Here is a 21,594-nt window from a genome sequence, read left to right as displayed (position 1 = left end):
TTATTCCCCATCATTTTCAGCCCCTGCCTTCGGAACAAACTGCCCAAAGTCGATATCATTCTGTTCGTCGGCTTCGACAGTGTTTGAGTCTTCGCCGCCCTGCAACGCCGAGACAAGGTCGCTCGTCTCCATCTTGCGGTACTGTTCGAGCAGCGGCTCTGCGCTTGTCAAGATATCCTCGGTTTCCTCGTGGACGGCGTCGGTCGGGTCGGGCCGTGGCACGAGTTCTTCTTTTTCGGGGTCGACTTCAATCTGAACCGACTCCATCTCGCGGAGGTCTTCTAGGGACCGTTCGAGGTGGTCCTGTGCGATAATGGCGAGTATGGTTTCGGGATCATTAATAAACGCCTGCACTGTCGCGGCTACCTCGGTGTATGAGTTTAGGCCGTTTTGGATGAGGTAGGACAAGACAACTTTCCGCTTGAACAGTTCCCTGTCGAGTCGGTCTTGGGACCAGCCTCGGTCGAACTTGATCTCTTGGAGCGTGCTCGATGACCCCATCTGGAGGTACTGGTCGGTTTCCGCGCGCCACTCGTAGACATCTCGAACGTTGATTTCATCATTTTCCGGCGAATACTCATTGATCTCGGTCAGCTTCTTGTTACGCCGGACCTTATGACCGCCGACCCGCGTTTGAGTCTGAATCGATACCAGATCTAGTGCGGTGAACAGTGTTTTTGAGACATTAATCGGGTCGGTGGTAAATCGCTTGATAACTTCACCGACAGTGTCTGCGTGGAACGTGGTGTAAGTCGTGTGGCCTGTTGACATCACCTGGAAGAGAACACGCCCTTCCTCACCACGAATCTCACCCATCACGATATAGTCAGGACGTTGACGCAGTGCGGCTTCCAGTAGGTCGAACTCGTCAACATCTCCCTTGTCATCCTCACCGAAGGAAGGACGGGTGACACTTGCGACCCAGTTTCGCTGTGGCAACTCAACTTCCCGTGTATCCTCAATGGAGACAATCTTGGCACTAGATGGAATAAACAACGAGACCGCATTGAGGCTCGTCGTTTTCCCTGACGCTGTACCGCCGGCAAAAATCAGTGACTTATGATTCTCGATACAGAGCCACAGGAATGCCATCTCATCGAGATTAAATGTATTCCAGTTGATAAGGTCAACCGGCGTGAACGGCACATCTTTGAACTGACGGATGGTGTAATTTGTTCCGTGGTCAGAAACCTCTGCTCCGAGAGTCAACTGCGCACGCGACCCGTCTGGTAGTGTCGCGTCTACCTGTGGCTGACGTTTCGAGATACCTTTGCCTGACCGCTGAGCGAGTTTCACAACGAAATCGTCGAGGCCCTCTTCGCCGTGTTCGATGTTTGTAATAATCTGCTCGTAGTCTGTGTGATAGACGAAGACGCGGCTGTTGTACCCATCACATGAAATATCTTCGACGTTGATATCGTGTTTAATCGGATCGATATTTGCATACCCGATGAAGTCTCGCTTGAGCATGTACAACATCTTCTCGACTTGATACTCGTTGAGGGTGTCGCTGTCCTCTTTCAGTACCGCCGGTTCGGGCCGTGACTTGACACCATCCAGTTCCGGAAGCTCCTCCCAATCAGCGTCGTCGTCATCACCAGCACCAATCAGGCTCTTAACTGAGTCAAGGAAACTCTCATCGGAGCCATCGTCTTTGACTGTGCGCTCGCCGGTGAAGATGTTGTACCGCCGTAGCAGGCGCTCTGACTCGCGCTCGATAACCTCGGCGCGGTCCTGTTCGCTCCCTTGAACAATGACATCATCTTCGGAGTACTTGATTGCGGTTTTGAGTTTCCGTGAGAGGAACTCACGGAGGTCCGCCTCGATATCGTTGAGATGTGGTTCAATAACGTAATACTTGATCTCGTTTTCTTTCTGTGATTTGAAAACGATAACACACGCGTAAGGCTTGTTGACCCAGTAACGATGCTGTTCGATGAAGTGGCTCTTCTTTTCAATCGGGACGGCCTTTTCGAGGTCGTACCGGTTGACCACTGTTGCTGTCTCGTCACGAGTCGAGAAGAATTCGTCCTCGTCAAGCTCGGCGTTTACATCAACTGTCCGTTTGTCGACGAGGTTTGCGAGCGTGCTCGCTGCAGATTGCGCGCTGTTGATTCGACTCTCTGTCTCGTCGGGGTCGAAACCCAGATACTCTTCAGGATCGAACGGGTCGGCATCTTCGGGTCGCTCGCCGTCCTCGTTATAATAGTATTCCTGCTTGAAATGTTCCCAGGTGTAGCGTCCGACGACAATTCTCTGTCCACTTGGGTCGCGATACTGTTCAACAGCGTTGTGTAGCGTTTTTGCATGACCTGCGCCAGACGTCAGCCGGTCACTCGCTTCCCGTGGATCGAATTTCAGGTATTTGCTCCGATCAAACCGACCTTCTTCATGTTCTTCGCGGCGAAAGTCGCTCCACGAGTACTCTCCAACGACTACGCTATCGTCGAAGCTCACAACACCCCCAGTGCTAGTATTTTCTTCCCCCCCGGGGTCATCAATTGCCATTATGAACTCATTACTGTAAACACACGAAAAAAGTTTGTGCTGTAAGTATCACCTAACTGGTTGTCCTTGTTCCTGGTGATAGCAACCATCTCTCATCCCTCTATCTGTGCTGTTGTTTGGTTTTATCGCTTTAGCACGCTGCTTATGACGAACGTATACTCTCGTTACCTATCTTTTTCAGCACAGAGACTATCTATGTATCAAAGCATCGAGACTGTCCAGTTGTAACAGTCCTCTACCGTAGCCTCGACCAAACAGTGCCGTCCTGTCGCGTCCGGAACCACCCTACTTATTTTCGCCGGTTGCAAACTCTGTGGTGATGGACGACAAGACTGTAACATCGGGGTGGGAGCTGGTTGCTGCCGAGGATGAGGCGGCAACGGTTATTGCTGGACTACTTTCGGTTGATACGGCCAGAGAGTACACGAGGTCCGAAATCGCTGAGGCTGCTGGTGTCCCTCTGAAAACATTATACCTAATCGATATTTTTGACGATCTCGAATCTGTCGGAATGCTTGACCGTGTCGATAATTCGGCAGCTGACTCCGAGGCAAGCTATCGCATCAACGAGGACAGTGATGTGTACCTGGCCGCAAAACAGTTTGACCAGGCCGTTGCGAGTCTAGAATAGGGCCACTGTGCGCTGTCGACTAGCTCGCCCTGACGCTGTGCCGTCACAATGCCAGAACGAGTAAGACGATGGCAGTCAAACTGCCGACTATGGTTGAACTCGAATCGGAAGCAGTTCTGACTGTTGGCGACAAGGCACCGGAGTTCGAACTCGATGGAACTGACGGCGAGTCCTACTCGCTTTCTGACTTCCAAGAGTATGAAGGACTACTTGTTGTCTTTACCTGCAATCACTGCCCGTACGCGAAAGCTAAGTTCGAAGAAATGAACCAGCTTACTATGGACTACGACGATGTTGCCGTCGTTGGCATCAACCCCAACGACGCCGAAGAGTATCCTGAAGACGACTTTGAGACGATGGTCGAACGCGTCGACAAGGGGACAATACAGTGGGACGCGTATCTCCGCGACGAATCACAGCAAACTGCAGCGGCGTATGGGGCGAAATGCACCCCTGACCCATTCCTGTTCGAACATGATGGGGACAGCTTTTCTCTGGTCTATCACGGTCGACTCGACGATGGGGTCAACCCTGATGATACGGTGACCGAACGTGAGATGGCAAACCACATCGAAGCCCTGCTCGCTGGGGAACTCGAAAGCGAGGAGTTCGAACCCGCTCGTGGCTGCTCAATCAAGTGGAAAGCCGATAACGAACCCGACTACTGGGAAACGTAACGTCCACAAGATGGTTTCTCAGCTGTTCGACACAAATACGCCGCTTGTCGGAATGGTCCACCTCCCATCGCTTCCCGGCGCACCGGGCTACGACGGGAGCCGTGAAGAAATTCGGGCGCATGCACTCGCTGACGCCAGAACGCTCGTCGCCAACGGTTTCGATAGCGTTCTCATTGAGAACTTCGGTGATGCGCCGTTCTACCCCGAGGACGTGCCAAAACACGTCGTCGCCGAGATGACTGCTATCACCCGAGAAATCGCGCTTGCCGTCGACGCGCCTCTCGGTGTCAACGTCCTCCGAAATGACGCCGAAGCTGCACTAGCTATCGCCGCGGGAGCTGGTGGCTCGTTTATCCGGGTCAACGTCCACACTGGCGCGCAGGTGACTGACCAAGGACTGCTGTCAGGAGATGCACACAAGACGCTCCGGCTCAGAGAACAACTGGACGCTGATGTGGCTATCCTTGCTGATATCGACGTGAAGCATGCTTCCCCACTTGGGACACGCGAACTGGCGGCGGTTGCCCGGGAAACAATCGACCGAGGACTTGCTGATGGACTCGTGGTTTCCGGGCCAGAAACCGGTAAGCCGGCCGATACCGAAGACCTCCGTACGGTGCTTGCTGCGCGCGACGAGGCAGACCGTGATGTCCCGGTGTTCCTCGGAAGTGGTGTTACTCTGAGTAACGCGGCGACGTTACTCGACCGGGCCGACGGGGCTATCGTCGGAACGGCGCTTAAACACAAAGAGGAGACCGAACAGAGAGTCGACGCCGAGCGTGTAACAGATATGGTTGACGCTGTCCGCTCTGTCGAGTAGCTCGGCAAAAAACGCTAACTCCTACTATTTTGTCGATAAATATCTTCTTTTGGTGTCTAACTGGCAGTTAATCGCGCTATTTGAAGTGAAACTGGACGCTTGTCAGAGACTGAGCGACCACGAGAGGGTTTTCACCTCACTACCGATTAGATTGTATATGGCTGCCGACCCACAAGACCCACGGCGAGCGTTCCTCCGACATATGAATTCACTGCTGGCCGGTGTTATACTGGTTGCCGTCCTCGCTGTCGTTGTCGGGATTCCGGTGTTCGGCGGCTCGATCGACACCAACCCTGGTGTCGTCATCGGAGTTCTCTTGCTTGGGCTGGCGCTCGTAACGGTTAGTTCGAGCGTCAAGATTGTTGAAGCATACGACAAGGAAGCACTGACAATCTTCGGCAAGTTCCAGAAGTTGCTCGACCCCGGTATTCACTTTGTCGTTCCGTTTGTCAACCGTACGTATCGGTTCGACATGCGGACACAGACGCTTGACGTTCCTCATCAAGAAGCTATCACACGGGACAACTCACCGGTGACAGCCGACGCTGTTGTCTACATCAAAGTGATGGACGCAGAGAAGGCGTTCCTCGAAGTGGACGACTACAAGCGCGCGGTGTCGAACCTTGCCCAGACGACGCTTCGGGCTGTGCTTGGTGATATGGAACTCGACGACACGCTCAGCCGACGTCAGCAAATCAACGCGAAAATCCGGACAGAACTGGACGAACCAACAGACGAGTGGGGGATTCGCGTCGAGAGCGTTGAGGTCCGCGAAGTCAACCCGTCGACAGATGTCCAGCGGGCCATGGAGGAACAGACCTCTGCCGAGCGTCGTCGCCGCGCGATGATTTTAGAAGCACAAGGTGAACGCCGGAGCGCCATTGAGACTGCCCAGGGTGAAAAGCAGTCGAACATCATCCGCGCACAAGGTGAAAAGCAAAGCCAGATTCTCGAAGCACAGGGTGACTCGGTTTCGACGGTTCTGCGGGCGAAAGCAGCAGACTCGATGGGCGAGCGTGCGGTCATCGACAAAGGAATGGAGACACTCGAAGGTATCGGCCAAGGCGAGTCCAACACGTTCGTGTTGCCACAGGAACTGACCTCGCTGGTGTCACGGTACGGTCGTCACCTGCAAGGCAGTGATATCAAAGAGAATGGACACGAACTCGAAAGCTTAGAGTTCGACGACGAGACCCGCGAGATGCTCGGTCTCGATGAAATCGAGGAGATTCTGGCCCAGTTCGATGAAACAAACCTCGGCGGACCGGAGTCGGAACGGCCAACAGCATCGGACGCGGAGATGAAAGACCCTGACGAGGTCATCAGCGAAATTGAGGACAACGCAGACGACTGACACTAACAGCTTTAGGCGGCAGTTTCTGCAACTGAAGCCAACTCCTCAAAGTATTGGAGTGATCGTACTATACCGAAGAGATAGCTATAACGTAACGTTTCTCGACAACAACGGAGTTTTGCTCGAACAGACCAGCGACGACCGCGCAGCCTTCGAGAATGCTTTCGACACTGTGTTTCCTACCCACAGCGTCGACACACTCAACCCCGATTATATCCGAAACTTCGTCTACGACGGTACAGTTTCTTACGTCGTTGCTGTCTGTAACTCGTTTGACTTCGATGTCGACGTGTCTTGATAGACGCGAGATACGGTCGACCGGTGACGGTTGAGAATTTATAACAACCGAATCCCGGGCCATGCTGTCGTGTCGCTGCGCTGGCGGAATTTAATTCCCAGAGTGCTCTCTGTCGGTAACTCAGCACACGAGACCATGTTTTTACACAATGCAGGCATCGACTTGACGTTCATCCGGTGCTCTCACAGCAGCGAGACATCTCTCTAACACTGACCGCCGAACATGGAATTCTCTCTGACATTCGAACAATGCCGGGAGAATCTCCGATTTCTATTCGACGTACAGTACAGCCATTTGCCTACCAACGGAGCAGTTATGACGGCTTCGGGAGCCAGATAGTTACGGTCGTTCCTTCCGGTGACACCGCTGCATCGACTTCGCCGTCAAGACTCGTCACAATCCAGAACACAAGCCAGAGGCCAAGCCCTTCTCCGTGTACGAGTTGTGTCTCTGTGTTTGATTCCAGTACGTCCCGTTCCATCTCTGAAATCCCCGGCCCGTTATCACTGATTGCAACCGCTATCTGCGTGCCGTCGACACGCATCTCGATATCGACTGACGGCGGGGTGTCGCCGTGTTTCGCAGCATTGTCAATAATCTCAGACAGGGCTGTTTCCAGACGCTTGTGTGTCTGTGCGACGACAGTTTCCGGCCCAGTAACCGTGACAGAGACATCCGGATACTGCATCTCAACCTGTGAGATTGTTCGGTCCAGCATCGGGCGAAGGTTGATTGGCTCCAATTCGGGCGATAGCTCTCGATTCTCTTCTATTTTTTGTGCAGATTCGGTGAGGTCGAGCAACCGGTCTGCGGTGTCTCTGATATGTGTCGCCTTGTCCTCATCATCTTCCTCAAGTTTTGCCTCGAGCATCTCCGCATAGCTGGTGATGATACTCATTTTGTTCCGCAAGTTGTGGCGTAACACGCGATTGATAACGCTGATGAGTCCTTCTCGTTGGCGACGTGCTGTTGCATCACGGACCATCAATTGAATCCCGACGATATCGTCGGGCGTCCGTTTCTCAACTGACACCTCTGCGTTGTAGATTGGGACGCCACGGACATCTGTGTACACTGTCCGCCCGGACTTTGTCTCCAGCGGGAACCCATGCACTCTGTTGGATTCCCCGCGCAGTATTGGTTCGATTTGGTTCCATGCACGTTCCGTTATCTCCTCGTCGGGATGCGTAACCGACATCTGCTGGCCTTCAAGTTCTACTGGGGTGTAGCCAAGAAAATCTTCAACAGAGGGGGAAATGAAGGTGAACATACCATCAAGATCAAGACGAAACACCGACGCGAAACTGGCGTCGATGACAGCGCGATATAGCTCGTTTTGCTCGTTGAGTTTCTGTTCGCGTTCGACAAGTTCCTGACGCTGGCTTTCGGTCTTGGTCACATCGGAAAGTTGTACGACCTGTGCACCGACATCTCCGAGTTTGACGGTGCTACTTGAAACGAAGTAGAATCGCTGCTTGCCTGAATTCTCACAATCTAGTATTTGGTTCTCGCTGTCCAGTGCATCTGTCACTGCCGGTAAAACATCATCCAGACGGTTTCCTGTCGCCCCCACAACTTCTGGGAGAATCTCTGCTGTCGCGCTTGAATAGTCGCGGATACTCCCGCTTTCGTCAAGATATATCGAGATATCGTCACCGCGTGCGGTTCGTTGTATTGCCAGAAAGCGGCGCTCAAACACGAAGAGAACACCGACGGCAAACGCTGCGACACCGATTGGCGCGTAAATAATCTCGATTACGCCCGGAATGAACAGTGCGGCAATATCGAAAATAACAGGGACGGCAATTAGCCCAGTCAGTACCCCAAGTGAACGCGTGTCGTAGCCTGACTCCTGAAACAGCTGAAAGAGCATGAACAGGCCAATCATCGACAGCGAGTACGCAAGGCCCGTCGCCGCCCAGTGAAGGAGTCCATGTTCGATTGCGAGATACTCAAAGGGTGTTGTCGTCTCAGTTGTTGTAAAGTACAGTCCGTGTATCCAGTTCGTGACTTTGACCGAGACCACGACAAGAAAAACGGCCGCACTGAGTTGTCGGAGTGACTTGTTGCGGTGGTAGTCTTGGCCAGTGTATGCTGAACAGAAATAGAGCCACGCCCAGACAGTTGCGAACCCGACGGCGAGTCCGATAATATATGACACCCTTTCGAATGGGGAAGGCAACACGAAATATGCGCTCTTGAGCAGTGCCCAACTGCCTGCCGTTGCAAGTAACCAGACGAGTCCACGCCGTACGTCTGGGTTGTCAAACTTCTGTGCCCGTCTAATAGCAGCGAAACAAACAATTCCACTGAGAGCAAAAATACTTATATACACCTGTCCGACAATTCCCAGCGACGGGGACATTTGTTATCTATTATATACCGAATTAGATAAACGCTTCTGGCAATTATCAAAATAGATATTTCAGAGAATATTACCGGGTGTAGCTGTAAACGACCTCGAAGTACTCTTTTCGTTCACTCTACGGCCCAGTTTCCATCACTGTGAGTGTTCTCTAAGGAACTCACTGTCGCTTTTGAGTAGCTATTGTCGTATAATTACCCTTGAGAAGTAGCGGGAAGTGGATTTGAACCACCGGTCTGCGGGTTATGAGCCCGCCGGAATCTCCTAGCTATCCCATCCCGCTACCTACTTTTAACCAAGGTCACTGTTTAAGCATTGCGTTTCGGGTCCCGTCTGTGAATTAGTACCAGGTTCTTCCTCTTAGTTATCAGCGTGTACCTGCCACGTGAACAGGCTCTCGAAGACATAGTTGACTGTCATCGCGAAAGCGGTGGCGACCGGACTTGCGGCAATAAACCAGAGGTCAGCCCCAAACACCTGCAGTTCGAACGTAAGCCGTTGTGTGAGCACCCAGTAGACCACGAGCTGGACTGACACACCACCGGCGCGGACCAGATGTGACTTCCCGAGTCGCTTGGCGAACGGTACGACACCCTGCTTACCCTGCTCAGCGAACGTCCAATGTTCGTTGACCAGAAACATCACCAGAATCGAGGTCTGAATACCAGCAACCTTCGCCAGCATCTCTGGAAATCCAAACAGAAGACCGAGCACCGCAAGCACAGAGTTATCGCTTACCGACCCGACGACACCGACCGAGACGAACTTACCGAGTCGTGCACGCGACCGAAGTGCATTCAGCGTCTCCATCGTGTTACTGCTCATTCCTGTTCGACAAGTGCGGGTGGCTGTTCACGATGCTCAGCGATTGCAGTATGTAGCCGGCTGTCTCTGAGCTGTTTCGCACGGTGTCGAGCATCGAGGAGTGTCTGAGCCAGTCGGAACGAGTCATTCACCGGTGACACCGTCGAGTTTGGCCTGTCGTGCCACTCGATGGGTACCTCTTCGACGTGGACGCCTTGTGCGCCCGCTATCGCGATAAGCTCAATATCCCAGGCGAACCCCGGCTTGTAGAGGTGGTCCCGTACCTGGGCCCACCCGTCTGCTGTAATTGCCTTTGCACCACACTGGAAATCGTGAATGTCGACAGTCAGTAGTTTGCGGGCAATCCAGGCAAACGTATCTCCGAGATGCCGTCGAGCGAACGTCTGGTGTGTTGCTACTGTCGACTCTGGGTGGCGGCGGGAGCCAACAGCGAGGTCACAGTACGGTTCGTTTACCGTGTTGACAACTCGCGCAAGCTCGGCTGCCGGCGTCGCACCATCGGCGTCGGCAAACGACAAAATGTCCGTTTCCAGTGCTTCGAAGCCGGACGTAACCGCCGCACCTTTTCCCCGACGATACGGGACTGATGCCACCTCTGCAGGGAGGGCAGAGAGCTGATTGACAGTCTCTTCAGTTGCCGCATCGAGCTCAATACGAACTGTCTCCGGCTCAATCTCCGAAACAATATCGTCGATGTAGGCAGAGAGCTGTTCGACGTCGGGCTTGTACGCTGGAACCACGAGCCCGATAGTAGATGCCATTGCCTGAAAGAACCGAACCTGGCGATAAAAACTTCGTGTTTTCGCGTGGCAGGCTATCCAACACATCTTTGCTTTCAGTTGTGCAAAACCAGTTGTACATATGGACGGGTTTGTGCTTGCGGGGACGGAGTCGGGTGTCGGAAAGACTGTCGCCACGCTTGTGACGCTCCAAGCGCTGGAGCAAGCAGGATACACAGTCCAGCCTGCAAAGGCCGGGGCAGACTTTATCGACCCCAGCCATCACGCTGCTGTCGCGGGAAAACCCTCTCGGACGCTCGACAGTTGGCTCGAAGGCGAAGATGGACTGCGCCGGAACTATCACCGCGGCTCAGGCGATATTTGTGTTGTCGAAGGCGTCATGGGAATGTACGACGGCGACCACTCAAGCACGGCTGCAGTCGCAGAGACACTCGACGTTCCGGTTATCCTCGTTGTCGACGGGAGCGGCGGGATGGAGAGCGTTGCTGCTACTGCGTATGGCTTCCAACAGTATGCTAGCCAGGCCGGCCGAGATATCGAGATGATTGGCGTCATCAGCCAGCAGACACACGGCGGCCGCCATGAGCGAGGTATACGGAATGCACTTCCCGACAGCCTCCAGTACTTCGGCCGCGTGCCACCGATGACTGACCTCTCGATTCCCGAGCGACACCTCGGTCTCCACATGGGAGCGGAAGCTCCGCTTGAGATGGCGACGCTCGACGAGGCTGCCCAGTATATCGATGCCGATGGAATCGCCGAGACTGCCCGTACACCACCCCAGCCTGAGGCGAATGGCTCGCTGCAAGCTGAAACCGACGACATGCCCACGATTGCGGTCGCACACGACAGCGCATTCCGGTTTGTCTACCCGGCTGTCCGCGAACGTCTCGACACGCATGCGGATGTTGTCACGTTCGCACCCGTCGACGGAGATGACCTTCCGGACTGCGACGGTGTCTATCTCCCGGGCGGGTACCCCGAGCTACACGGGCCGGAACTCACACGCAGCCCGGCACTCGAAACGCTGTCTGACCGAGCAGTTGCGGGACTCCCGATACTCGGTGAGTGCGGTGGGCTAATGGCTCTCTCAGATAGCTTGACGACTGCCGACGGGGAGTCCTACGAGATGGCTGGTGTGCTACCTGCTGCTGTTGAGATGCACGACCGATATCAGGCACTCGACCACGTCGAATTGGTTGCTCGAACGGAGACAGTGACAGCAACGACCGGTGATACCTATCGTGGCCACGAGTTTCACTACTCCAGTGCATCGGTCCCAGCAGATGCGAGCTTTGCGTTCACGATGCAACGTGGCGATGGAATCGACGGCGAGCATGACGGCCTCACCGAGTACGCGACGCTGGGGACGTACTCACATCTTCACGCAGAAAGTGGCGCGTTCGACATGTTCCTCGACCATGCCACACGCTAAGCCACGCAGCTAGTTTCGGGCTACTCCTCGATATTGATACCCGGACGGCCCGGCGTTGCTTTCGACGCAAGCGAGTCAGGACTCTCCGTTGGACCGTACACTGTAACGTCAGCATCGAACTCGCGCTCGATGAGCCACATCGCGCGGTCAAGCGCTGTTGACTCCTCGGCAGGTGAGAGCTGTTCGTCGAAGTGTTCCTGTCCAATAAACTCCTTGGCGAAGTCGGCGGCGGCCTCGCCGTGTTCTCTAAGGTCGCCGTCGCTCATCACTGCACCAACCACGTCGCCGTCGGTTTCTTTTGCGATTTCACGCACGCGATGTTTCCATTCGGGGGCGACTGCAATCTCAACACGGCTGGCATCGTCGATATTTGCAACATCGATGATATCGCGGATGTCCTCCTGTGTGTTCTCGATTAACTTGTCCGCCATCTCATAGTTTTCAGGCATCTCGACGGCGGGCCACGCTGCTTTTGCGACCACGGTGTCGTTACCAAGAGCCTGCCAGACCTCCTCTGCGAGGTGTGGCGCAGTCGGTGACAGCAACTTTGCAACCGTCGAAAGGCCGTGTTCGAATGTTTCGGCGTCCGGCTCGGTGTACTCGGCGTACTGCCACAGCAGTGAGACCAGGTCACGAACGGCTTGGAGTGCGTGGTTGTACCGCATCTGCTCGAACTCCGTGGTCGCAGTCGCGGCTGTCGCCTGAATTTCCTGTGTAATCTGGTCGTCGACAGTGCTACCGTCTCCGGTCTCAATGTCGCCTTCGGTAAACGATGTGGTCAGACGATAGACATTCTGCAGGAACTGTGATGCTGACTCGACGCCCTCAGGGTCCCACGGGAAATCCTTGTCGGGCTGGGCTGCCTCCATAATGAACAATCGAGCTGTGTCAGCTCCATACTCTTCGACGATACGAACTGGAGAGACGCCGTTTCCTTTACTTTTTGACATCTTATTCCCATTGGAACCGAGTACCATCCCCTGAGTCAACAGACTCTCGAAAGGCTCACGGCAATCTTCCAGTAGGTCGATGTCGTCGAGTACTTTCGTGAAAAAGCGTGCATACAGTAGGTGCATCGTCGCGTGCTCGATGCCGCCAACGTACTGGTCGACAGGCAACCACGTGCTTGCCTGTTCGGTGTCGAAGGGACCATCTTCGAACCCGGGTGAGATGAACCGCAGGAAATACCACGACGAATCGATGAACGTGTTCATCGTATCGGTCTCGCGCGTTGCTTTGCCACCGCACTCGGGACAGGTCGTCGCTTTCCATTCGTCGGCTGCGTCGAGGGGATTACCGGTCGTCTGGATAAACTCCGGCAGTTCGACGGGCAGGTCCGTTTCAGGCACCTGGACCTCTCCACAGTCGGGGCAGTTGACGAACGGAATCGGGGTGCCCCAGTAGCGCTGCCGGGAAATACACCAGTCCCGAAGGCTGTGTGTCGTCCGGAACTCGCCGTCAAACTCTTCGACGAACTGCTCGCGAGCCGCTTGGCTTGCCAGTCCATCGAACTCACCACTGTTGACCAGTCTGCCGTCTTTGGTGTACGCCTTACTCTGTACGTCAATTTCCTCGGCGTCGACCGCTGTGTCTTTGGTTGGCTCGACGACTTGTTGAATCTCAATATCGTGTTCCTCTGCAAACGCGTGGTCACGCTCGTCGTGGCCCGGAACTGCATACAACGCTCCCGTGCCAATGTCGTCGAGAACGTAGTCAGCGACGTACACAGGGATCTCTTCCCCAGTTGCAGGGTTGGTTGCGTACTCGCCGGTGAAGACACCTGATGTCTGCTCAATCTCGTCTTCGTCTGCATCTTTAACGCGCTCGACGTAGTCCGCTATCGCGTCGTTCTCTTCGGCAAGTTCCTGAGCGACCTCGTGTCCGGGTGAGAGGGCAAAAAATGTCGCGCCGTAGATGGTGTCTAGACGTGTCGTGAAGATATCAACACTGTCGCCTGTTGTCAACTCGAAGGCAACGGAGGCACCCTCTTGTATCCCGATCCAGTTGCGTTGCATCTCTCGGACGTTGTCCGGCCAGTTATGGAGGCTGTCAAGGTCTTCGGTAAGCTCCTCGGCGTAGTCGGTAATCGTAAAGAACCACTGGTCCATCTCACGTCGGTTGATTGGCGTGTCACACCGCCAGCATAGCTCGTCTTCACCCTCGACGTTTTCGTCAGCTAACACTGTCTCACAGTCCGGACACCAGTTGAGTTCGGCAGTCTGGCGTTCGACCAGCCCCGCGTCATGGAACTGCTGGAAGAGCCACTGGTTCCACCGGTAGTACTCCGGCTCACAGGTCGTAATTTCACGGTCCCAATTGAAGCCCAACCCCAGCATGCTCATCTGCGCTTTCATATCGTCGATACAATCCATTGTCCACGCACGGGGGTTCGTATCCCGGTCGTTTGCCGCGTTCTCAGCAGGCAACCCAAACGAATCCCACCCCATTGGATGGAGGACGTCTTCTCCTTGCATTCGTTTGAACCGGGCGTGTGCGTCGGTTATTGCGTAGTTTCTGACATGCCCCATATGCATCTCTCCCGAGGGGTAGGGGAACATCGCCAGAACGTACTCGGGGTCCGTGGCATCATCTTCGATACGAAAGACATCTGCTTTGTCCCACTCTTGTTGCCATTTTGGCTCAATTGCCGCGTGGTCAAAGCCGCGGTCCTCTGTCACGTCGGAGTTGCTCATATACCTTGGTGTGGGGCCGACTATGCTATACCTTTTTCTTTGGTGTGCGACAGCTTGTCAACGCACCCCAAAGGTTATTTTTCGCGGCGCAGGCGACCGACGACGAACTCTCTGTCGAGGTTTCCGAGGAATGTCCCGAGCTGTGGCCCCTCATCGTCATCGAAAAACAGCCGATACCCTGCGCTAAAGAACTCACTCATGTCGATGTCATGGCGCTTTGCTGTCTCGTATATCTCAGACTGAATCGCCTCACCATCGTGACCTGCTGCGACAAACTCCGCGAGTTCATCGAGTGCAGTTTCCATCGCTTCGCCGAAGCTCACATCAGGCATCTCCTGTCGCTTGAGTTTGTAATCGAACTCGTTGCCTGTCTCGCGTGCCCAGTTTCGCGCACGCTCGACCCGTGCCAGTGCTTCCTCGACTGCCCACTCCGGCGTATCCTCGGTGATGTGCCCTTGTTTTCGTGCAATGTCTTCCCGGAGTTGTTCGTCCTCTGTCATGCCAAGCACAGCAGCGAATGTGTATGGAATCCGGACACGCTCTTCGCGGACCTCGTCGACAACAAGTGGGTACGCCCGGTCGGCGAATGCACGTTCGCTCTCAGTCGCGTCGCGTTCACCGAAGTACGTCGCTTCGAAGCGGTCGAACTCGTCGACCAACTGGTCAATACGCTGGATACTGAAGTCGCGCTGCTTGAGTGGCTCTTTCACGAAGAAGTAACGAAGTACTTCGGGTTCAAGTAAGTCAAGCACCTCATCAACCCGAACGACGTGGCCGCTAGATGAGGAGAGAGCTTTCCCTTCGAGCGTAAACCACTCATAGACCATCGGTACCGGCGGCTCGATATCGACAACATTTTGTGCAACATCTACACCGCTTGGCCAGGACCCCTCGGCGTGGTCTTTGCCAAAGGGTTCGAAGTCGACGTCGAGTTCTTTCCATTGGGCGGGCCACTCGAACCGCCACGGGAGTTTTCCGTCGCGCACTGATGTTGTTCCCTCATGTCCACAGCCTGCAATGGTGTCGTCTCCGGTTTCGATGTCGGTACAGGTGTAGGAAATTTCGCCAGCTTCGATATTCACATCGGTTATTGTCTCTGTCAACTGACCACACTCCTCACAGATGGCAAAGAAGGGAACGTAGTCCTCGTCGACCTTATCCTGATAGGCAGTAAGTACCTCTCGTGCAGTCTCTTGGTTTTTGAGGACATGCTGTACGACTTCGTCGAACACACCCTCTTTGTAGAGACTAGTGTTCGAGACGAACTCAACATCGATATCGAGTTCCTGTACGCTTTGCTTGAGCAACTTGGTGAAGTGGTCACCGTATGAGTCGCTGACTCCAAACGGATCGGGAATCTCTGTGTAAGGACGGCCAAGGTTTCGGCCGAGCGCACCGGCGTCGACCTCTCCGAGGCTGACGATGTTGCCATCTAGGTCTGCGAGCTGTCGGGGAAGCTTCCGGAGGCGGTCGCGGTCGTCCGAAGTGAATACCTGCCTGACCTCGTAACCGCGCTCTCTGAGTACCGCGGCCACGTAGTAGGCCCGCAGAATTTCGTTGACGTGACCGATGTGTGGTATCCCCGACGGCGAGACACCCCCTTTGATAACGAGTGGCTCTTGGGGGTCTCGATCTTCGATTGCGTCAGCGACAGCATCAGCCCAAAATGCACGGTCGCTATCGCTCAGTACGGCGTATGGGTCAGTGTCTGGTATGTCTGATGTCATCGGTGTTCGGTGGAGTCGGGAACAATGTCAGTGCCACTGTGGTCTCCGTCGATAGCGGAAGCAAGGCCCTCTGGGTCACTCCCGTCAATAACGACTGCTGCCAGCCCCGAGCGTTCGAGCAACTTCGTCGCCAACAAATCGACCGGAGCATTGCTTCCTGCGTCGAGGTCGATTCCTGACACCACGTCTAATAGCTCTGACGCCGACAGCGAATCGTACTTGGTTGCTTCTGGGTCCTCGTTCGGGTCGGCATCGAAGACGCCTGGAACACTCGTGGCGTAGACAAGCAGGTCAGCGTCGACGTACTCGGCAAGCCCTGTTGCGACGGCATCTGTCGTGTGTCCGGCGACTGTTCCACCCATGACCGGGATATCATCGTGCCTAAACGCTTCGAGTGCAGTCTCGTGGTCGGTCGGCGGTGTCGGCGCCGCGCGGTTGTCGAGTGCAGCGATAAGCAGCCGGGCGTTGAGCCGTGTGACTGCGATGCCGAGGTTGTCCAGTTCCATTTCGTCGGCACCGAGGTCGCGGGCTGCGCCGATGTACTCGCGTGCAGTCGGTCCACCGCCGACGACAATACCGAGCTCGTGACCTGCATCTGATAGTGACTCTATTGCGTCCGCGTACGCGCCGACTCGCTCCGAGCCGACTTCCGGTGCGAGGACGCTCCCGCCGATAGAAACAATGACCTTCATTGTCTCGCTGTAGCAACGATTGGCTATTAAGGGTTGTCAAGACATTACCCCACAGAAAGGTGGTGGTCGGATAGAAACGGCAATCGTTTCTTGTTTTTACACCCTTCTCTAGCATTATTCCTTATTTGCAAAAGTGAAATTATGTGTGGCACTACTATCAGTGAAACTGTCTTAGGTACAGTAATAAAACGTCTAAATATCTAAGAGCAACTCGTAAATTCATTGAATTCTTCGTATTTCTCTGAAAGCAACCGAAGTCGCACAAACGTTCTTCCATTTATATGCCTACTGGGGTCAATGAGAGAAACGAGGAAACAATGAGCGCTACAACGCCCTCCCAAAACGAGACTCGCTCGAAAGAGGAACGTCTTTGTTCGTTTCTCCAGCAGAAGGCATCGGACGGAGAAATGTACTTCAAGAGCAAGTTCATTGCAGACGAAGTTGAACTTTCGCCCAAGGAGATTGGCGCCTTGATGGTCAAGCTCAAAGATTCGGCAACCGACCTCGAAATCGAAAAGTGGTCGTACACGAGCGCGACCACGTGGCGTGTCGAGCCGATGTAAGCTGTGCAGAGCCAGATTGCACCCGTAGCCGTGGATTTATCTCGACACACTTCCTACAGCAGTTGATGTCTGGTAGCCAGGAGGCCGGCCCGCCGCCAAACCCCGAGGAGTTTAGTACTCTCTTTGATGTCTACGAAATTCAGCGTGATGGTGACAAGGTGTTGTATGTCGGCGACCCGACACCACACAGTGACGAACTCGAACGAAAACTCTGGAAGTTCTTTGACAGCCATGGGTACAAGATTCGTTTCCAACGAGGATACAGCGGGGATGATGTCCAGTTCTCTCGTGGCGAGTTCGTCCTGATTGCGGAACCACAATCCAGTGACAGTGGTGGCGGTATCCCGCGAACGAATCTTCTCCTATTTGTTATGACTACCTTCTCTACGTTGCTTGCCGGTGCTGTCTTCTGGTATCAGGTTCCACTGACCGAACACCCTTTGCGTGTTTTCGAAGCGTGGCCGTTTGTCGTCGCTATCATGGGTGTCCTTGGTGTCCACGAGCTTGGCCACTACGTTATGAGTCGATATCACGGTGTCGACGCCAGTTTGCCCTACTTCATCCCAGTTCCGACTATCATCGGCTCGCTCGGTGCGGTTATTAAAATCAAGGGCCGAATCCCCAATCGGAAGGCACTGTTCGATATTGGCGTTGCTGGGCCGCTTGCAGGATTGATAGCGACGTTTATTGTCACCGCAATTGGACTCCATCTCGACCCGCTTGCAGTCCAAGAGCCCGCACAGGCTGCTGGTGACGAGCCTGTGGTGTTATTCAACCATCCGCCATTGCTCGAACTGATTGCCAGAGTTGTCGGCGCAAGTGGGCAACTTGAGAACCGTGTCGTTCATCCGGTTGTCTTTGGCGGTTGGGTCGGTATGTTAGTAACGTTGCTAAATATGCTCCCGGTCGGACAACTTGATGGCGGGCACATCGTCCGGGCCATGTTCGGCGAGCGACACCGGACAATCTCTACGTTGGTCCCAGGCGCACTTTTTGGCCTTGCAGTGTACGTGTTCGTTACCTCTAGTTGGCGGTCAATGACCATCTGGATTCTGTGGGGTATTTTCGCGATTGGTCTGGCCTACGCTGGCCCGGTTACGCCGATTGAAGACGCCAAAATCGACCGCAAGCGATTCGTGCTTGGCATTGTTACGTTCGTTCTTGCGGCGCTTTGTTTTACACCGATTCCAATAGAAATTGTCGACGCGGCGGAGCTTGCTGCCTGAGTTAATGCGAGTAGCCTCGGTCCGGAAGCAACTCGCCGTCCAATGTCACACTGCTCTCGGTTACTTTCCCGATTGGAGTTAGTGGCACCGAAAGCTCCGCCGATGCTTGTGTGACTGCCTCTTCGGGAAGTGTACAGACGAGTTCGAAATCCTCTCCGAAGTGCAAGCCGTGTTCCAGACGCTGCTCTGGGCTGTCAGCGACCTCACCGATGCGGTCGTCGAGGGGTAACGGTGTCTCGATTGCGAACCCACAGTCGCTCGCATCCCCAAGCTGATAAAGCGAGCGGGCTAAGCCATCGCTACTATCCATCATCGCAGTTGCATACGTTCGGAGTGTCTGTCCTGCAGCGGTTCGTGGCGTGAACTGGAACAGCTGGTTCGCCCGCTCAGTCTCTCCGCGCTCGAATAGTTCAAGCGCCACTGCACTCCGGCCAAGCGTTCCGGTCACACAGACTATCTCTCCCGGGGTTGCACCGGACCGACGGACTGGCTCGTCGGCACGACCAACTGCAGTTGTCGCCGTGGTAAACTCCTTGTGACTATCGAGGTCCCCACCGACGTACTCGCTGCCAACCTGCGCGCAGACGGCTTGTGCGCCGTCGACGAAGGCAGAAACCTCGTCCCACTCGAAGGCAGGCACACCGTAGACAGCAACCGCTGCGACGGGCACACCCCCCATCGCTGCAATATCGGAGAGTGAGGCACCCACAGCGCGCCACCCGGCCGTGTACGCTGTCGTTCCGTCTGGAAAGTCCGTCGTCTCGTGGAGCATATCTGTGGTGACGATGAGTCCATCGACAACGGCCGCGTCGTCACCCGCGTTGGGAACGACTTCGGAAAGTCGTCGAAGCGCCTCCGGTTCGTCCATACGCCACGTAGCACCCTCCCGTACAAAACATCGGTCATCATGGCCGGCGAGCCCTCCCGCAAGTCCGGTTCACAACAGTTAAATGACGGCATCGGGAAGAACGTGGCAATGACAAGTCTCTACGACGCGCCTGCCGAAGACGTTATCGAGGCGCTTACTGAAACGCTACAGGCACAAGCAGCTATCGAAGAACCGGAATGGCTTCAGTTTACGACCACCGGTGTCGACCGCGAGCTCCCGCCCGAACAGGAAGACTTCTGGTCGCGCCGTGCTGCAAGCCTTCTCCGCAAAGTCGCTATTGACGGACCTGTGGGTGTCGGTAGCCTCAAAGCCGAGTACGGCAGCGCAAAGCAGGGGACGACGCGATATCGCGTGCGACCACGAAACAAGTCCGACGGCTCCGGTAACATCGTCCGGACAATCCTCCAGCAACTCGAAGAAGCGGGCTACGTCGAAGTTGCAGAAGGCGAGGGCCGAACCGTCACTGCCGACGGTCACAGCCTGCTTGACGAGACTGCAGCCGATGTGTTAGAGTCCCTTGACGACCCTGCGCTCCAGCGCTACGCGTAAAATTAGGACTCTGTCCCGAAGGTGTCCTGAGCGAAATCGATTGCTTCCTCGACGGCACCGATACCAGCGAGATGCTGAATCCCAATTGTTGCCTTGAGTGTCTTTGCTGGCGTCCCCGTAAGAACGTTTGAGCCGACCTGTGCAACAGTGCCATCCCCAACTGTCGCTACCCACCCCAACGAGTCGTATACGTACCGTGACAAGCGCGGGTCGAATCCACCGCCATCTCTTCGGACCAGCGCCTCGATATTCTCCGCGGCGATAGCAGCTTGCCGTACGGCCGTCTGAGCGGTCGCTGGCGCCATTGTTCCGTTGTCATCGATGACACGGACCGCGTCGCCGACGCCGAACGTTCGCTGGCCGAGTCTGAGTGTTGACCGGACCTGTGGCCGTACATTCGAGAGCGCACCAGGTCCGGTAATACCACCTGTCCAGACGAGTTGGTCGTACGGTATCGACGAGCTATCGGCCACATCGAGTGTGCCATCCGTCGCTGATTTGACTGTCGTATCTGTCTTGATGCTGATACCGCGTTCAGTCAGCTTCTCGGCAATAGCGTCCTGAAACGGAGCGGGAAAGCCGGGTGCGACCGTTGGTTGCTGTTCAATCAGCTCGACTGCCACCGTGTCGTCGGCACGCTCATCATTGGCAAGTTCCGCGAGCTCGCCAGCCACTTGGATACCTGACAGCCCGGCTCCTCCGATTACCACGCGGCCACCGGTCTCACAGAGCTCAAGGAAGCGCTTACGGATGTCTTCAGCGTCTTCAGGGCGTTTTAGCGGTGTTCCATGCTCAGCCAGACCAGGCAGCCCGTAGTAGGCCGTCTGTGCGCCAAGACAGACAGCCCCGGCGTCGAACTCCAGGGTTCCATCACTGAGCGTGACCTGTCCAGCGTCATATTCGACAGCATCGACTGTTGCGTGCCGGACAGTGGCGCGCTCACAGCAATCGTCAAGCGGGACACACAGTTGGTCTGCTATTTCTGGTGTCCGAACAGCGCGGTGCAGGAGGTGTTGGACGAGATGTGTTTCACGTTTGTCAACGAGTGTAATCGCTGCTGTCTTGGGCAGTGTCCGCTCCAGCTTTCGAACCAGCGTAACCCCCGCATACCCTGCTCCCAGAACGACGACGTGCATACACGGAGTTACGACAGAGACAACATATCACTTGTCCCGACCTATCATTCGTCGAGCCATGTCTCTTGCAGATAGCGCCATTCGAGTGCTTGCTGATCGGCAGCTCCTGTCTGTACAGGGGCGAAAACAGCAGTACTGAGCCTACCCGTTACTTCTTCGTACTGTTGCCATTCTTCGTATCGCACGATGCTCACTTCGCTACGCTGAGAGATGATCTCGACGTTCCGAATATCGATATCGAACGAACCCGGCTCATATACTGCATGAGAGTCTCGAATACTCGACAAAGTTGCGTCTCTATCGTGAACAGCTCCTGATGGTGTCACCATCTCGTAATCCGGGGCAAGCGCTCGCTCAACCTGGTCGAACGCGGTGCTGTTGGCAACACCGGTAAACCAGTCAACAAAAAACGTGTGCAACGACTCGATTTCTGTACGGTAATCAACTGCGTCCATATTTCGAACTG

19 protein-coding genes and 1 tRNA gene are annotated in these 21,594 nt (G+C 55.0%); 9 read left to right on the top strand and 11 right to left on the bottom strand.

Features of this window, described 5'->3' with window-relative positions; genetic code table 11:
• On the bottom strand, positions 1-2,508 hold the full coding sequence (locus N5098_RS11300) for a type II/IV secretion system ATPase subunit (protein ID WP_267637976.1): 2,508 nt from the start codon (positions 2,506-2,508) through the stop codon (positions 1-3).
• A 319-nt stretch (positions 2,509-2,827) separates the two neighbouring features.
• Between N5098_RS11300 and N5098_RS11295 the strand changes: the two genes are divergently transcribed.
• From N5098_RS11295 to N5098_RS11275, 5 genes are all read left to right on the top strand, one after another.
• The gene (locus N5098_RS11295) at positions 2,828-3,139 is read left to right on the top strand and encodes a hypothetical protein (protein ID WP_267637975.1); all 312 of its coding nucleotides are present in this window, start codon (positions 2,828-2,830) and stop codon (positions 3,137-3,139) included.
• An 89-nt stretch (positions 3,140-3,228) separates the two neighbouring features.
• Positions 3,229-3,816, top strand: a complete 588-nt coding sequence (locus tag N5098_RS11290; RefSeq protein ID WP_267638131.1) for a thioredoxin family protein — start codon at positions 3,229-3,231, stop codon at positions 3,814-3,816.
• Between the two features lie 10 nt (positions 3,817-3,826).
• Complete coding sequence (locus tag N5098_RS11285) at positions 3,827-4,636, top strand: BtpA/SgcQ family protein (protein WP_267637974.1); 810 nt, start codon at positions 3,827-3,829, stop codon at positions 4,634-4,636.
• A 157-nt stretch (positions 4,637-4,793) separates the two neighbouring features.
• Complete coding sequence (locus N5098_RS11280) at positions 4,794-5,990, top strand: SPFH domain-containing protein (RefSeq protein WP_267637973.1); 1,197 nt, start codon at positions 4,794-4,796, stop codon at positions 5,988-5,990.
• A 118-nt stretch (positions 5,991-6,108) separates the two neighbouring features.
• Entirely contained in the window at positions 6,109-6,288 is a 180-nt protein-coding gene (locus N5098_RS11275; RefSeq protein WP_267637972.1) for a hypothetical protein, read from the top strand.
• Positions 6,289-6,601: 313 nt separating this feature from the next.
• Here the strand turns inward: N5098_RS11275 and N5098_RS11270 are convergent, their stop codons facing one another.
• From N5098_RS11270 to N5098_RS11255, 4 genes are all read right to left on the bottom strand, one after another.
• Positions 6,602-8,653, bottom strand: coding sequence for a sensor histidine kinase (locus tag N5098_RS11270; RefSeq protein WP_267637971.1), 2,052 nt, complete (start codon positions 8,651-8,653; stop codon positions 6,602-6,604).
• A 208-nt stretch (positions 8,654-8,861) separates the two neighbouring features.
• Positions 8,862-8,936, bottom strand: a tRNA-Met gene (locus N5098_RS11265).
• A gap of 77 nt (positions 8,937-9,013) precedes the next feature.
• Entirely contained in the window at positions 9,014-9,478 is a 465-nt protein-coding gene (locus tag N5098_RS11260; RefSeq protein ID WP_267637970.1) for a GtrA family protein, read from the bottom strand.
• Positions 9,475-10,239, bottom strand: a complete 765-nt coding sequence (locus tag N5098_RS11255; protein WP_267637969.1) for a glycosyltransferase — start codon at positions 10,237-10,239, stop codon at positions 9,475-9,477. The genes N5098_RS11260 and N5098_RS11255 overlap by 4 nt, the downstream gene beginning before the upstream one ends.
• A 100-nt stretch (positions 10,240-10,339) precedes the next feature.
• On the opposite strand from N5098_RS11255, the gene N5098_RS11250 reads away from it, so the two are divergent.
• A complete protein-coding gene (locus tag N5098_RS11250; RefSeq protein ID WP_267637968.1) occupies positions 10,340-11,653 on the top strand; it encodes a cobyrinic acid a,c-diamide synthase in 1,314 nt (437 codons plus the stop codon).
• A gap of 20 nt (positions 11,654-11,673) precedes the next feature.
• Here N5098_RS11250 and leuS read toward each other — a convergent pair whose 3' ends face one another.
• From leuS to pyrH, 3 genes are all read right to left on the bottom strand, one after another.
• On the bottom strand, positions 11,674-14,346 hold the full coding sequence (gene leuS, locus N5098_RS11245; RefSeq protein WP_267637967.1) for a leucine--tRNA ligase: 2,673 nt from the start codon (positions 14,344-14,346) through the stop codon (positions 11,674-11,676).
• Between the two features lie 74 nt (positions 14,347-14,420).
• A complete protein-coding gene (gene lysS, locus N5098_RS11240; protein WP_267637966.1) occupies positions 14,421-16,073 on the bottom strand; it encodes a lysine--tRNA ligase in 1,653 nt (550 codons plus the stop codon).
• Positions 16,070-16,765, bottom strand: coding sequence for a UMP kinase (gene pyrH, locus N5098_RS11235; protein WP_267637965.1), 696 nt, complete (start codon positions 16,763-16,765; stop codon positions 16,070-16,072). Before pyrH ends, lysS begins: the two co-directional genes overlap by 4 nt.
• Positions 16,766-17,082: 317 nt before the next feature.
• Here pyrH and N5098_RS11230 point away from each other — a divergent pair, with 317 nt between their 5' ends.
• Positions 17,083-17,328, top strand: coding sequence for a DUF7123 family protein (locus N5098_RS11230; protein WP_267637964.1), 246 nt, complete (start codon positions 17,083-17,085; stop codon positions 17,326-17,328).
• Between the two features lie 65 nt (positions 17,329-17,393).
• Positions 17,394-18,554 carry a site-2 protease family protein gene (locus tag N5098_RS11225; RefSeq protein ID WP_267637963.1) on the top strand — a complete coding sequence of 387 codons (1,161 nt, stop codon included), beginning with the start codon at positions 17,394-17,396 and terminating at the stop codon, positions 18,552-18,554.
• Between the two features lies 1 nt (position 18,555).
• Here the strand turns inward: N5098_RS11225 and thiL are convergent, their stop codons facing one another.
• A complete protein-coding gene (thiL, locus tag N5098_RS11220; RefSeq protein WP_267637962.1) occupies positions 18,556-19,422 on the bottom strand; it encodes a thiamine-phosphate kinase in 867 nt (288 codons plus the stop codon).
• A gap of 108 nt (positions 19,423-19,530) precedes the next feature.
• On the opposite strand from thiL, the gene N5098_RS11215 reads away from it, so the two are divergent.
• On the top strand, positions 19,531-19,992 hold the full coding sequence (locus N5098_RS11215) for a 30S ribosomal protein S19e (RefSeq protein ID WP_267637961.1): 462 nt from the start codon (positions 19,531-19,533) through the stop codon (positions 19,990-19,992).
• A gap of 2 nt (positions 19,993-19,994) precedes the next feature.
• On the opposite strand, the gene N5098_RS11210 is transcribed toward N5098_RS11215, so the two are convergent.
• Both N5098_RS11210 and N5098_RS11205 read right to left on the bottom strand, forming a co-directional pair.
• Positions 19,995-21,128 (bottom strand): NAD(P)/FAD-dependent oxidoreductase, encoded by a 1,134-nt coding sequence (locus N5098_RS11210; RefSeq protein WP_267637960.1) that lies wholly within the window; start codon positions 21,126-21,128, stop codon positions 19,995-19,997.
• Between the two features lie 44 nt (positions 21,129-21,172).
• The gene (locus N5098_RS11205; protein ID WP_267637959.1) at positions 21,173-21,583 is read right to left on the bottom strand and encodes a DUF4440 domain-containing protein; all 411 of its coding nucleotides are present in this window, start codon (positions 21,581-21,583) and stop codon (positions 21,173-21,175) included.
• Between the last annotated feature and the right edge of the window lie 11 nt (positions 21,584-21,594).

This window comes from Halovenus rubra, assembly GCF_026586665.1.
In the GTDB taxonomy this organism is placed as follows: Archaea; Halobacteriota; Halobacteria; order Halobacteriales; family Haloarculaceae; genus Halovenus; species Halovenus rubra.
This window is presented reverse-complemented; position numbering and strand designations above follow the sequence as displayed.